This is a genomic window from Aliidiomarina halalkaliphila (genome assembly GCF_007096385.1).
GTDB classification, from domain to species: Bacteria; Pseudomonadota; Gammaproteobacteria; order Enterobacterales; family Alteromonadaceae; genus Aliidiomarina; species Aliidiomarina halalkaliphila.
Window position 1 is genome coordinate 323,444 of sequence record NZ_VJWL01000002.1, and the last position, 14,797, is coordinate 338,240.

The 14,797-nt window shown below is 46.9% G+C and carries 8 protein-coding genes and 1 tRNA gene; 5 read left to right on the plus strand and 4 right to left on the minus strand.

All coding sequences use genetic code 11. From position 1 onward, the window contains the following. The first annotated feature begins 33 nt into the window (after positions 1–33). The 4 genes from FM042_RS08060 (at position 34) to FM042_RS08075 (ending at position 7,014) form a co-directional block, all read left to right on the plus strand. Positions 34–1,239 carry a DUF6161 domain-containing protein gene (locus tag FM042_RS08060; protein WP_143235912.1) on the plus strand — a complete coding sequence of 402 codons (1,206 nt, stop codon included), beginning with the start codon at positions 34–36 and terminating at the stop codon, positions 1,237–1,239. A gap of 74 nt (positions 1,240–1,313) precedes the next feature. Continuing rightward, the gene (locus FM042_RS08065) at positions 1,314–4,589 is read left to right on the plus strand and encodes a type I restriction endonuclease subunit R (RefSeq protein WP_143235913.1); all 3,276 of its coding nucleotides are present in this window, start codon (positions 1,314–1,316) and stop codon (positions 4,587–4,589) included. A gap of 2 nt (positions 4,590–4,591) precedes the next feature. Next, complete coding sequence (locus tag FM042_RS08070) at positions 4,592–5,326, plus strand: M48 family metallopeptidase (protein ID WP_143235914.1); 735 nt, start codon at positions 4,592–4,594, stop codon at positions 5,324–5,326. A gap of 44 nt (positions 5,327–5,370) precedes the next feature. Beyond that, the gene (locus tag FM042_RS08075; protein WP_143235915.1) at positions 5,371–7,014 is read left to right on the plus strand and encodes a P-loop ATPase, Sll1717 family; all 1,644 of its coding nucleotides are present in this window, start codon (positions 5,371–5,373) and stop codon (positions 7,012–7,014) included. A 174-nt stretch (positions 7,015–7,188) separates the two neighbouring features. Here FM042_RS08075 and FM042_RS08080 read toward each other — a convergent pair. Continuing rightward, positions 7,189–7,265, minus strand: a tRNA-Arg gene (locus FM042_RS08080). A gap of 317 nt (positions 7,266–7,582) precedes the next feature. Here FM042_RS08080 and FM042_RS08085 point away from each other — a divergent pair. Continuing rightward, positions 7,583–10,225 carry a bifunctional diguanylate cyclase/phosphodiesterase gene (locus FM042_RS08085; RefSeq protein ID WP_221931512.1) on the plus strand — a complete coding sequence of 881 codons (2,643 nt, stop codon included), beginning with the start codon at positions 7,583–7,585 and terminating at the stop codon, positions 10,223–10,225. A gap of 44 nt (positions 10,226–10,269) precedes the next feature. On the opposite strand, the gene FM042_RS08090 is transcribed toward FM042_RS08085, so the two are convergent. The 3 genes from FM042_RS08090 to FM042_RS08100 form a co-directional block, all read right to left on the minus strand. Next, complete coding sequence (locus tag FM042_RS08090; protein WP_143235917.1) at positions 10,270–12,339, minus strand: S9 family peptidase; 2,070 nt, start codon at positions 12,337–12,339, stop codon at positions 10,270–10,272. A gap of 103 nt (positions 12,340–12,442) precedes the next feature. Next, the gene (gene mgtE, locus FM042_RS08095) at positions 12,443–13,801 is read right to left on the minus strand and encodes a magnesium transporter (protein ID WP_143235918.1); all 1,359 of its coding nucleotides are present in this window, start codon (positions 13,799–13,801) and stop codon (positions 12,443–12,445) included. 33 nt (positions 13,802–13,834) lie between these two features. Then, complete coding sequence (locus tag FM042_RS08100; RefSeq protein WP_143235919.1) at positions 13,835–14,509, minus strand: hypothetical protein; 675 nt, start codon at positions 14,507–14,509, stop codon at positions 13,835–13,837. Between the last annotated feature and the right edge of the window lie 288 nt (positions 14,510–14,797).

A 14,797-nucleotide genomic window follows, 5' to 3' on the forward strand; every position in this document is an offset into this window, starting at 1 on the left:
CTACTTTATCTCTTCAAAAGGAAATCGAAAATCATGGCCGATAGCATTAGTTACTCGATAAAAGATGCCAGCGGGGAGGACTTTCCGTTTACTAGCCTGAAAGGACTGAAAGATTTCATTCGTAATGAAATAGAATTCTGGCAGGAGGCAAAAAAGCTATTCCCAAGCAATACCGATATTTTGAGATTCATTGACGGCGCTCAGCATCTAAAAAGTTTTTATACTGCTATATCTGAAATATCCTCAAACAGTCGGAACATTGATCCTGATGAATTAAATTCGATGATTCAGAGTCTTACACAGAAACACCTCCGAAACATTCAGCAGTATTGGCTATCTAGAACTCATTCTTATATATCTGCTTATATTAGGTGCGCACAAGAGCATGGGGGTGAGGCGGCAGCAGCGTTTTTTGCCTACGCTATAGGGAAAAATGTAAGTAATATTCAACAAAAATCCGTATTAGTTGGAGTTTTTGCGGCCTATGAGTTTTTTGATGCCTCTGATGAGCACTTAAGCCGAAAAAGAGGCGAAAAAATTTCGTTATCCAAGCTTAGAAATGATCTGCAGAGAGCTCGAGATGAATTGTTTTCTGATATCGAACAGTTAAAGGATGATAGTCGGAAATGGAGTGAAAACTCGAAGAGAAAGCAAATCCGACGTTATAGAGCACAGAAAGTACTGAGCGAAAAATTAAGAAAGAACGAAAAGGAGGAGTTTGTTAGTCAAAAAGAATATTGGGATAATGAATTTAAAGATCTAAGAAAAGTTCACGCAGATCAGCTAAGACTTGAAGAACCAGCTAAATACTGGTCCGATGCAGGCAAGAAATTTCGCAATCAGGGTATAATATTTACAATAATATTGCTCGTTTTAATAGGGCTGGGTTTATATGGTGTTTATTCGATTTTAAGTTTGTGGATGGAAAAAGGTGAAACGCCGTTGTCATTAGCTTCACTCCAAGGGGTAGTGCTTTTTGGTAGTCTGGCGGCCATTTTCGCATACGGAGTAAGGGTTACTTCTCGAATGGCGTTTAGTTCCTTTCACTTGATGAGAGATGCGGAAGAAAGACATCAATTAACATACCTTTACCTATCTTTAATCAATGAAACACAAAGCGATGAAAGAGCGCGAGAAATAATACTACAAGCGCTATTTAGTCGAAGTGAAACTGGACTACTCGTCACCGAAAATGGACCCACAATGCCGGGAATACGAGATCTCGCAAAGGGAAGCTAGTGATTCAGTGTTCATGACACCAGTTTAGGGTTTTTTGCGCTATCGCTAGGGAAACGTATACGGAGTTTTCAAGAATGGAATATTCCCCAAAATTTCAGGAAGAATACGCTGCCAAAATTCCAGCGATGGCACTGTTGGCGAATTTGGGGTGGGAGTTTATCTCTCCAGTTGATGCCCTAGCACTCAGACGAGGAAAGCAGGATCAAGTTGTGCTGCAGTCGGTGCTGCGTGATGTACTTACAAAGCGAACCTTTGTCCATGGCGGCACCACGTACCCGCTTTCAAATAACTCTGTTGATAACATCATCTCACATCTATGCAGTCCTGCGCTGAACGAAGGGCTTCGCCACGCCAACGAACAAATCTACAACCACTTGCTATACGGTATGTCCGTGACCGAGTTCGTTGATGGCAAAAAAGTCAGCCCAACTATTCAGCTTATTGACTGGCACAACCTCGACAATAACGTATTCCAGTTCACCGAGGAATTTTCAGTCACTCGCGCCAATGGTCTTGATAATCGCCGGCCCGATTTAGTTTGTTTTGTGAATGGCTTACCTCTGGTCGTGATTGAGGCTAAACGCCCAGACGGTAACGCACAAAAAGGTCCAACGGTGGTTGAAGGGATATCTCAAAGTCTTCGCAATCAGCGGTCCGATGAAATCCCACATTTGTTTGCATACACACAATTATTGCTTTCGATTAACGGCGGTGATGGTCGTTACGGCACCGTTGAAACCCCAGAGAAGTTTTGGGCGGCTTGGCGGGAAGAAGAACTAAGCGATGCTGAAATGCTGACGCTTAAAAATAAGAAACGCTCAGAAGCTGAAGTCGCTCACCTTTTGGCACACCGTCATCCAAATGATTTAACTTGGTATGAAAATCTATTAGCTGGTGGGGAGCTGATGGTCAGTGGCCAAGATAAGTTGCTGATTAGCTTGCTTTCAAAAGATCGCTTGTTTGATATGGTGCGATTCTTCACCATTTTCGATAAAAAAATCGGCAAGATTGTAGGTCGCTATCAACAGGTCTTCGGCGTCAAGCGCTTGATTGATCGCATTCAAAAACGTGACAAAGATGGCGGCCGCGAGGGTGGCGTTATATGGCATACCACCGGCTCAGGCAAGTCGCTAACCATGGTGTTTTTATCCAAGACCCTTATCCTTCACGACAAGCTTAAACAGTGTCGCGTGATAGTGGTGACCGACCGCGTCGATTTAGAAAACCAACTTTCTAAAACCTTCGCCTCTGGTGGTGAGCTTGCCAGCAAAAAAGACCGTGAATCAGCCATGGCAACGTCGGGAAGGCGCTTGGCTCAGCAAATTGGTAAAGGCAATGAGCGTATTGTCTTTACGCTTATTCAAAAATTTAACTCGGCGACCAAGCTAAAAGAGTGCTACAACCCAAGTGCCGATATTATCGTGTTGATTGATGAAGGTCACCGAAGCCAAGGCGGCGAAAACAGTATTCGTATGGAGCAAGCGCTCCCCAAAGCCGCGTTTGTCGCATTTACAGGTACTCCGCTGCTAAAAGACGATAAAACGACAAATAAATTTGGGCCTATTGTGCATGCTTATACCATGCAACGGGCGGTTGAAGATAAGACAGTTACCCCACTTCTCTATGAAGAACGAGTACCCGATTTAGAAGTGAATGAGCGGGCTATCGATGCCTGGTTTGAGCGTATTACCGAAGGCTTGAGTGATGAGCAGAAAACGGACCTTAAGAAGAAGTTTGCGAAGCGAGGTCAGGTATACGGCGCCGATGACCGGATTCGTTTGATTGCTTATGACATTGCCCACCACTTCGATAAAAACATTCAAGAAGGCCTCAAGGGCCAGCTTTGCTGTGACAGCAAAGCGTCGGCAATTAAATACAAACGCTTCTTAGATGAAATTGGGCTGATTGAATCGGCCGTGGTGATGAGTTCGCCCGACACGCGGGAGGGCAATACGTCTGTGGATGAAGCCACCATGCCGGAAGTGAGCAAGTGGTGGAAGCAACACGTCGGTAGCGTTGAGGAGCAAACCTACACGAAGCAGCTGATTGAACGCTTTGCCAGTGATCCAGAGCTTAAGCTTTTGATTGTGGTGGACAAGCTGCTAACCGGCTTTGACGAGCCCCGCAATACCGTGCTTTATATCGACAAACCCTTAAAAGGCCACAACCTTATCCAAGCCATTGCGCGGGTGAACCGGCTGCACCCAGATAAGAAATTCGGTTTGTTGATTGATTATCGCGGCATTCTATCTGAGCTCGATACCACCATTCAGGATTATCAGGATTTAGCTTCACGTACCCAAGGCGGATACGACATAAACGACCTTGAAGGCCTGTACCAGCAGATGAGTACTGAATATAAACGCCTGCCGCAGCTATATAAACGCTTGTGGAGTATCTTTGACGGGGTAAAAAATAAGTCTGATATCGAAGCATTGAGGCATGTTCTGGTTCCCCGAATGGAAGAGCGTGGCGACGAGTTTGTTGATGTGAACCTGAAAGTTCGTGAAGATTTTTATGAGGCACTGACCGAGTTTGCAAGTTGCCTGAAAGTTGCTCTGCAATCAAAAACATTCTTTGATGATAAGAGTTTTACCGACAAAGATCGGGCGCAATACAAAGAGACAGTGAAGCAGCTTACAAGCCTTCGTCAGGTCGTGCAGCAGGACTCCGGAGAACGGATCAGTTATGACAAATACACTGCGGATGTGAAAAAACTGCTGGATAAACATGTAGCCGGTGTTGGTGTGCGCGAGTCCGAGGGGCTATATGAAGTTGGTAAAATGGGCCAACAAAAGCCCGAGGAATGGACTGAAGAGAAGACGCGCAACGAAACCGACAAAATTAAGACCCGTATTACCAAAACAATAGAGCAAGAACTTCGTGACGACCCCTACACACAAGAAGCTTTCTCTAAATTGTTGCGCCAAGCCATTCAAGAGGCAGAGAAGCTCTTTGACCATCCACTCAAACAGTACATGTTGTTCCATGAGTTTGAAGAGCAGGTGAAAGAGCGTCGTCTTGACGATATACCGGATGTGTTTGAGAGCAATAAACACGCTCAAGGCTACTATGGCGTGTTTAAACAAAATCTGCCCGAAGAATTTGCATTAATGGATGAGCAGTCCCAGGAGAAATGGACAAGCCTGGCTTTTAAGGTGGATGAAATTGTCAGTCAGTCCGTTGCAGAGAACTCTATTAATCCGCGGAACATTGAAGCGGATATTCGAAAGCGATTACTCCCGCTCATCTTTGCCGAGTGCAAGAGTCTAGGTGGCGGCATTGATCAGGCCAAGCGTATTGTTGAATCCGTAGTTCAAATTGTTCGTGTTGGCCGGTTGGGCGCATAGCAATGAATGTCCCAATCCAAGGCTTTTACTATGGCGATGACTGGATACCCTTCAGCCGCACGGCAACAAAAAGCCGTGGCCATAAAGTAATTATCAAAGTCAAACCAGACTGTACTGTCCATGTGGCAGCGCCGGCTTCAGCTTCTGATAAAGACGTACTTTTCGCGGTTAAGAAACGAGGGCGCTGGATATACGAGCAGCTTCGCGAGTTTCAACAACAGCTTGAGCACATCACCCCTCGTAAATATGTAAGCGGTGAAAGTCATTATTACCTGGGCAAACAGTACGTTTTGAAAGTGGAAGTGAATCCTGATGCTCCGCGAAGCACGAAGCTTTTGCGAGGTCAGTTGCGTGTCAGCATTCGTGCGGGTGAGCGAGAGCGTGTCAAGTTGGCTTTAGACGAGTGGTATAAAGCTCGCGCCAAGGAAGTATTTCAAAAACGTCTGGACGCCGTTCTTGAGCAAGCGCTGTGGGTAGATAAACGACCACCTATACGTGTACTTACCATGCAAACCCAATGGGGCAGCTGCTCGCCCAATGGACGAATTACCCTCAACCCCTTACTCGTAAAAGCCCCCCGCGATTGTATTGACTACGTGATTCTGCATGAACTCTGCCATATCGCCGAGCACAACCATAGCGAACGATTTTATCGACTGATGGGGCAGGTTATGCCAAATTGGGAAAAAATGAAGCAGCATTTAGACCAAATTGCACCCAAATTTTTTACTGTTTAAGGTAGCGGAAATTACCCTAGTAATGTTTTACAAGGAATGGTTTTATGACTGAAAAAAAGATAACAATTACAAGAAACTCAAAGGTAGGCGCACTGGATGCGGAAACAGATACCGATTTCTTAGACAAGTGCTTTGTGGATAAAGGAGACTTAGAACAACTGTTAGACGTCGAAAACCCAAGAGCAATCATATTAGGGAGAACAGGCTCTGGGAAAAGCGCTTTAATTCACAAAATTGAGACCTCAGTTAGCAGCTGTATGCGACTGGATCCGAATGATGTATCGATAAGGTTTCTTGAATACTCGGACATAATTAGATTCTTTGACGCATTAAATATAAAACTAGATTTGTTCTATCGATTACTTTGGCGGCATCTACTTGTTGTTGAAATTTTGAAGTTGCGCTACGAGATTAGAAACGAAGAAGAAGGTAAAAGGTTTATAGAAGGAGTTTTTTCATGGTTGAGAAAAGATAAAGCACGCAAGAAATCGATTGAGTACTTCAATGAATGGGGTGACAAATTTTGGCTAAACACTGATGAGCATATGAAGGAGATAACATCACGCCTTGAAAAAGAAACAAGAGCTACAATTGGTTTTGAGTATTCGGGGGTTGGGTTAAACACAGAAGGGATTAAAAACCTAACTGAGCAAGAAAGGGTGGAGATAAAGCAGCGAGCAAGCCAAGTCGTAAGTGGATTGCAAATAAAGAAATTAAATGAAGTTCTAGATTTGCTCGGCGAATACGCTTTCGACGATCCGCAGAAAAAATTCTATATTCTGATCGATCACTTAGACGAAAATTGGGCTAACACATCAACTAGATGTAGGTTTATAAGAGCGCTGATTGAAGAGATAAAAACATTCCGAAAAATTAAAACTGTTAAAATAATTGCTGCTCTTAGAAAGGATCTTTTAGAGTTAGTTTACGATCAAACTAGAGACTCGGGTTTTCAGGAAGAAAAATATGAAGCTTATATGTTGGAGCTCAAATGGAGTACCGCCGAGTTGAAAAAAATGATCTCGCTCAGAGTTAACGAGGTTTTTAAAAGTCAGTACACGAAGGACTCCATAGAGCTTGACATGATTTTCCCAAAGGAAAAAAAGGGCGGAGGACAGCTCGCAATAGATTTTATGCTTGAACGAACTTTGTATCGTCCAAGAGATATTCTACAGTTTGTAAATGAGACATTTAACCTAGTTCCGGAGGGACAATGCGTGTCTTGGCGGATTTTAAGCGCTGCAGATGCACAGTACTCTCTTAAAAGACTCAAGTCTCTTCAAGAAGAATGGGGGGAAATGTATCCATCGTTTGAACATACGGTGGAATTAATTCGTGGTGTGCAACCAAAGTTTACGAAGTCGGCCATTTCCTCAGAGCGGCTTTCGGATATCGCCTTTCTTATTAGCGACATGTCATTAGCTGATCCTTGTTGCTCTGCTGTACTGAGTTATATGGAGGGTAAGGGAACAAGAGAGTCTGATGTTATTTACACAATCTTGCAGTCTCTGTATCGCATTGGTGTGATTGGTGTGAAACTAAGTTCATTGGACACTTTTTCTTGGTCTCATATTGATCAAGCTAGTGTTAGTAAAGGTGATATAAAAAGGGCAAGTCATTTTAAAGTTCACAAGATGCTGCATAGGGCTCTAGATATAGATGCTTCAACCCCTAAGTTTCAATACTAAAACACTTCGACATTGAAACTCAGCTTTTGTCAGAACTGCTAAATTTTTGCAGCCACAGGTCAAAACCCATCACCATACCTATCGCCCTCAAAAATCATGGGCACAAAATGGTCACAGGATGGACACAAAGAAAAATAGGTAAGTAGTTACTATCGCGGGATGTCTTTCTATAGATGGCGCGCCCGAGAGGATTCGAACCTCTGACCTCTGCCTCCGGAGGGCAGCGCTCTATCCAGCTGAGCTACGGGCGCAAATATTGTGCTCAAAAGAGCAGGCGTGGATTTTAGGGAATTAGACGGGTGATGTCCAGAGGAAAAGGGCGGTAATCATGCAAAGGAGGTATGGCCTGAGTAATAATTGGCCAATTCTGATCATAGTGAATACATTGCGTTCTGGGGAGATAGTCGCTAGATTGAAGCAACCGCTTTCAGCTGTGTAGAGCTCATATATTTTGGAACCTGTACATCCGCGAAGCAGCGAATCTCGAAGACCTACAGTTGCTGCTCGTAAACCTCATCAGCGCCGATCTTTTCGTACGCACGCCGCATCGCTCCGTGCATTCGTCAATGTGTCCGTGTGGCTGCTCGTCACGGTGGCATTTGTTTCCTCTGCCATTATCTGGTTTCGCACGGTCGACATGCATCAAAAAGAGATGGAAACCTTGGCAGATTTTATGGGCCGCGGGGTAGAAAATCACATGTCGCTGAATGAGCTTTTTCTGCAAAGTGTGGGTCAAGAAGTGCTCTATCGCGATGTATTCAATAATCCTGAGGCAGCCAATGAATACTTAGAGCGAGTAGCGGAGCGGCAGCAAGATCTGCTGGGTTTAGGATTTGTAGATCGCAATGGCTTGTTCCTTGCCACAAGTTTTGGTGATGGCCGAGCGCAAGGCCTCAACCTGCTCGATATTGAAGGTGCCGCAAGCGACTTTCAACGATTGCTGCGACAACCTCGGTTTTCCATGTCGCGCCCATACTTCACACCTATGCTTGAAGAGTGGGCTATTCCCATCCGAACACCACTCTTTAATGCTTCGGGCGAACTCATGGGCTTTATGACGGCCGGTTTGCGCGTTAATGCACGGCATACACCATGGACCCCAGGGACGGTTACCGAGGGTATTGAAATTGCGCTGATCCGACCGGATGGGTACGTTAATTTTATTTACCCCACACCTGAGAGTGATGACCGGTTAGAGCGAATTTATAGCCATCAGATTAGTTTGGCATTACGGGAGCTAATACGGCGGCCCGATGGTCACTATCTGTATCAACGACCAGGGCGGGCGGGTAATACGATCGCGAATCACGCCATGGTGAAAAAAGTTCCAGAACTCGATCTTACGGTAGTGGTGTTGCGACCGCGATCGCACATGGTTCGCGATTGGCTGCAACGCATGCTGATACTCGCCTTAATCATTCTTGCGAGCGCAGTCGCGCTTTATTTTTCTTATCGTCGAGCACAAGAACTGTTGAAAAGCTCCGATACGGAGATTCAACAGCGTCAGCAGGCATTAATGAATTCGTTGGAACGTTATAGTCGTTTAACCACCATGCTGCCGGTGGGTGTTTATCAATTGCGCATCCGCGACGATGGTGACCACGAATTTGTATATCTCAGTCAGCGTGCCCGAGATGTGTTTGGATTGAAGTCGACGGTACCGCTAGCAGACGCACTATCGGCAGTCATGGAGCGTATGCATCCGGAGGACCTAGACGACTTTTTTGCCACTGAGTCGGCTGCGGTGGAAAACCATGTCAGCTTTAACTGGGCGGGACGCTTTATTATTAACAGCCGTACGCGTTGGCTCAGTATTCAATCACAACCAGGCGAGCATGATGGCGTTGGTCGTGTCTGGCACGGTGTAATGATGGACGTGACCGATCAACACCGAGCACAGGAGCAAATTGACTCTCTGGCTCATTACGATGCGCTCACCCATTTACCCAATAGAACGCTGTTACATAAGCGTTTGCTCGATACCATTCGGCGCAATCGTGATTCGATGCAGCGAGCTGCGGTACTCAGTATCGATCTCGATAATTTCAAGTTACTGAACGATAACTTAGGCCAGGAAGAGGGCGACCGAACGTTACGTACGATAGGCCAGCGCTTGCAATCCCTGGTTCGGGAAGACGACACAGTTGCGCGTATTTCGGGCGATGAATTTGTTGTACTCACCAGTGGTATGGATGAGGATGAAGAGACCGCTATTCGCTATACCAATGAGTTAGTTAAGCGAATTGTTGAAGAGATAAACAAGCCGATTACCCTCAAAGGCGATACGTACTTACTCACGGCAAGTATTGGTGTCACAGTGCTCGGACAAGGGGATACCTCTGTAGAGCAGGTGTTGCAACAAGCAGATCAGGCCATGTATGAGGCCAAAGACGCCGGGCGAAATACGGTGGTGTTCTTCGATCAGAACTTGCAGGCACGTTTAAATAACCGACTTGAGCTGCAACGTGATTTACATCGTGGCTTAGCACAAAACGAATTTGAGCTCTATTATCAGCCAAAAGTGAATGCTGAGCGCAAAATTGTAGGTGTAGAGGGCTTAGCCCGATGGCACCATCCAACTCGGGGCATGGTGTCGCCCGGAATATTTATTCCCATTGCTGAAGAGTCAGCGGATATTTTGAAGATGGGTGAGTGGGTGGTTCGTACTGCGTGTGCGCAAATTGTCGAATGGTCAAGTCATCCCGTTCGCAAATACTGGACGATCGCTATCAATGTGAGCGTAAAACAACTGCGAGGCGAATCCTTTGTGGATCAGGTAATCCAGATTTTGTTGGAAACCGGTGCAGATCCTAAATTGCTTGTGTTGGAAATTACGGAGTCGATGTTACTCGGAGATACCGAAGCGGCCATTGATAAAATGGATGTATTGCGCGCCAAAGGCGTACGCTTTGCTCTCGATGATTTTGGTACCGGCTACTCGAGCTTAAGCTACTTACAACGCTTGCCCATTGACCAACTAAAAATTGACCAAAGCTTCGTGCAGAAACTCGATAGCAATCACATTCACCAAAAGCTTACCCGTAGTATTATTTCTTTGGGGCATAGTTTAGATCTGCAAATCGTTGCTGAAGGCGTGGAAAGCGAAGAAGAATACGAGATCTTGAAGCAGCAAGGATGTGATTTGTTTCAAGGATATTTATTTGCGAAGCCAATGCAGCGCACGTTGCTGCGTGATGAAGTGGACACCTAGCTCACGGCACGAATCAGTGCGCTGTGAGCTAGGTAGTCAACTAATTACTGAGCGCCGGCGCCTAGATAACGATCCAGCCAACCATGAAACTCGCTAAACCAAAATACTGAGTTGTTTGGTTTGAGAATCCAATGATTCTCATCTGGGAAGTATACCAAGCGCGCATCTAAGCCCATGCCTTTGTATACCCCATACACTTCAAATCCTTGCGTGACCGGCACGCGGTAGTCGAGCTCGCCGTGGATCACAAGCATGGGCGTTTTGAAATTCGCCGCATTCATTGCGGGACTCCACTGCAGCATGTGGTCAAGGCCATCCCAAGGCGCACCGCCGTAGGCATAGGCGCGGTGAGCGGTGGTGTCGGATGCGAATTGCCCCATGAGGTTATAGACGCCTGCATGGTTAATTAACGCAGCGTAGCGGTCTGTTTGCCCAGCAATCCAACTGACTAAGTAACCACCATAGCTGCCGCCTGCCGCTGCTAAACGGTCGCCATCCACGTAGGGTTTTTCTAACATGTACTCAATGGCTTTCTCAGAATCGATATAGGGCAGCGTGGGATGCTCACCATGAATAGAGATTGCGAAATCTTGACCAAAGCTGGTAGAACCGTGGAAGTTCGGCATGATTGTAATATAGCCAGGCGCACTGAATACTTGCGCATTCCAACGGTAGTGGAAGGTGTCACCGAAAAAGCCGTGAGGGCCGCCGTGTAAGAGGTTCAATACCGGGTAGGTTTGGCTCTCATCGAAATCAGGCGGGTAGATCACGAACATCTGTACCGGAGCACCGTTAGCGCCTACATAGGTGACATTTTCAACACGGCCCCAGGCGATTTGTTCTTGCAGCGCAGTATTGAAGTTGGATAGCTGGGATTTATTACCGCCATCGCTCGACACCGCGAAAAGCTCAGGCATAAAGCTGAGAGCATGATGCACAAACACCAAGCGACCATCGGCGGTTTCTGCCGCACCATTATTAGTGCCGCCACGCAATATTTCACGCACATCGCCACCGCTGGCAGGGATGGAAAAAATGGATGTCATCGCGCGGTCACCGGCTTCGAAGAAAATCCGATTGCCATCGCGGCTATACTGCCAATTGCTCGGTGTATTATCGAAGTTTTCGGTCAGTACACGTTCGTTGCTGGTACGTACGTTATAGCGCACTAAATTAAGTTGGTCGGCATAGAAGTCGGTACGTATGCTTCGCCCATATAACACGTATTCGCCATTATTACTGAAAATAGGATTGACGCTGCGCCCGGTGTTTTCTGTGGTGATATTGGTGTAATCCCCCGAACCATCAGTTTTCAGTAAGAGCACATCGGCTTTGAGTGAATCATACGGTGCTTCTGTAGTATTGGCTGTGAGGGCAATCAGCGACCCATCGGGCGAAATATCGTAACTGACTCCACCTCCGATATTAAAGAAACGTGCCCAACCTGGCGTGAGTTCACTCACCTCCTTGCTGTCTGTGTTTACCTTAAATAAGCGAGGGTAGGTGTCTTGCGGCAAGAACCGATCCCAATGGCGGTACAGTCGATTTTCAGTCACAAAGGCCGATACTTTGGATTTATTGTCTTCTTCCTGTTGTTTTTTGAGGGCCTCAAAATCGCCATTAAAATCGCTAGGCACCTGTGCCATAAATACTAAGTGTTCACCGTCCGGCATCCACTTCGGTGCCGATACACCAATAGGTAAGTCGGTGAGCTGAATAGGTTCGCCACCATCGGTGCGCATCAGGAAAATTTGGTTACTGTTCGCACCGCGACGAGACACAAAAGCGACCGTCTTGCCGTCGGGGCTCCACACAGGGCTGCTATCACTGCCACTGCGCGGACGGGTCAATGGTGTGATGCTGTTATCGTCGAGATTCAGCATATAGAGTGATGTAGTGCCGCGATCTGTCTCCATGCTAAAGGAGGTAAGGCCGATAATGGCCCGAGTGCCATCGGGTGACATCACTGGAGCAGACGGGCGGTCTACCGCCCAAATATCTTCTGGAGTAATAGGTCGCTGCTCTGCGCTAGCGACGGTGACCATGAGTAATGACACAAGCATTACTGCTGTGGCCGATACCATGGTTTTCAATGAAGTACGCAATATGGTCATGGTTGTTATCCATCTCACCTAAAAGATTTATGAAAAAGCCGAGCTGTGGGAGGGCCACAGCCCGGCTTAGTCGTAAACCTTACCATATTTTTTGCATATGGACTTATCCGAGGTCCGGCATTCCTAGCATTTTAACAGCAATGTAGAAGTACAAAAGTACACCAACAAAGTCCGCAATCGAGGTAATCAACGGCGCACTTGCAGTTGCCGGGTCGAGCTTGAGCTTACTCAGTAAGAAAGGTAACGACATACCGATCATACTGCCGGAAATAACTACAACGACCATCGAAATGGAAACAACCATCGCAATCTCCATACCACCCCGGTAGACGCCTAAGCCAAATACGGCGACAGACATAGCAATACCCAGAAGCAAAGCTACCCAGAACTCACGACCTAAGGTTTTAAACCAATCCTTCATGTGCAAGTCGCCGGTGGCAAGTGCTCGGACCATCAAGGTTGCCGACTGAGAACCGGCATTACCACCGCTATCCACCAGCAGCGGCAAGAAGAACACCAAGGCAACATAAGTAATAATGGTATCTTCGTACGCTTCCAAAACCTCACCGGAGAACATATTGGCGAATACGAGTACGAGCAGCCAAGGCGCTCGTTTCATAAACATGGTCCAGGTGCTGGCTTCGCGCAAAGACACGTCCTTTAGCGCTAAAGTACCACCCCCTTTATGGAAATCCTCGGTACTTTCTTCAACATCAACGTCCATGGCGTCATCGACGGTTACGATACCAATCAGGCGGTCGCCGCCATTAATGACAGGTAACGCGAGCAGGTCGTAACGACGAATCATGTCGGCAGCTGATTGACGCGGTTCCATGGCATTAATAAATACCAACTCGGTATTCATGATCTCTGAAATCAATGCGTCATCGTCGCTGGTCATCAGTTCACGCAGCGACAAGGTGCCCAACAACCGTTGTTTATTGTCGATAATATACAGCTGATAAATGGTTTCCATACCGGCTGCATGGGTACGCACATAGCGAATGGCTTCAGCGACAGACATGTGGGCGCGAATCGCCACATAAGCGGATGTCGCCAACGCACCGGTGGTGCCTTCTTCGTACGCCGCAAGGCGGAGAATATCCTCCTGCTCCTTTTTTGCGAGTTTTGGAAGAATCTTATTCTGTACGTTTTCTGACAAGCGATTAAAAATATCTACCCGTTCATCGTGTGCCATCTCTGTGAGCAAACGTGCTTTATCGCTGGTGCTAAACAACTCCAACAAGGTGTCTTGCTGGGCATGGGTGAAGTACCCAAATAAGTCGGCTAGCTCAGCATCGGGCAGGGCAACGAGCAATTGGTGCACGTCGTCTGCATCCATTTGTTGCAATTCGTCAGCAATATCGGCCGCTTGCTGCTCGCGCACTAGATACAGCCAATCATTGGCATCAAAGGTGGCCAACTGCGCGTGAATTTTGTTTTGTAACTCTTCTCTGGTCATAGCCTATGACTCCCTACTATTCGTTTAGCGCAATCAAAACGCCACATTCAAGCCAATGGTGTAAATGGTATCGTTCACCTGCGTGTCGCGCGCGATCCCTAAATCCAAATCAAACCGATCAAACTGATAACGGGCCCCAAATCCAAAAATGGGATCATCCGAGCCCACACCGGCAACTTCCATGATCACGTCGATATGTTGTGTTAACGCATAGGTGGTAGCAACACCCCACAACGCATTCCAGTATTTGCCGATACGGTCGTATTCTGTGCCCGCATTGAGGTGTAACGTCCAGTAGGCATTCAACTCGCGAGAATAGGGGATATTCACAAAACCACCGGCAAACTCATCGTCGACGGTGTCCATCACGAGACCAACAGTGAACGCGAGTGCTCCACCATAGACGTCTTCTGAAACGATAGTTTTGGCTTCGAGGCCCACTTCAGTAACCTCGCTATCGCTCCATGAGTAAACCAATGGAACCGCGAATTCCCAGCCACCTTGGGTGCTACACGCAGGTTGCAGAATCCAAACCGATTCACCGCTAACGCGACTGGTCCAGGTTTCTAATTGGCAGGTACCAGGATCAGTAATGGTGGCATCGTCCACAAGAAAGTGGCCGCCGTTAGCGAAAGCAGTGCTTGAGGTAAAAGCAAGGGCCAGTAACGCACTGGTTAACGGTAGTTTTTTCATTGTGTTTCTCAACATCGCAGCATTCCTTTTTGCTGAATGCCGAACGATAGGTGAAAAAACCAGAAATGATGAATAGCTCAACGACAAGCCTTTGGCACGAGCAAACTCGGTGCTGGGGCACTTGTACAGCCATATTGGGCTATTGATTATTTTTGGCCAGTCACTCAGCAGCTTGAATCGCGCCGAGGACCACCCGGATTGCCGAAGTGGCTAGGGGAGGAGAGTTCGGTACGCTTACAAACCGGTTAACGTCCGGCGGTTTATGTTTAAGCTACAACTCGGAGGTTCCGAATCTAAGCATCC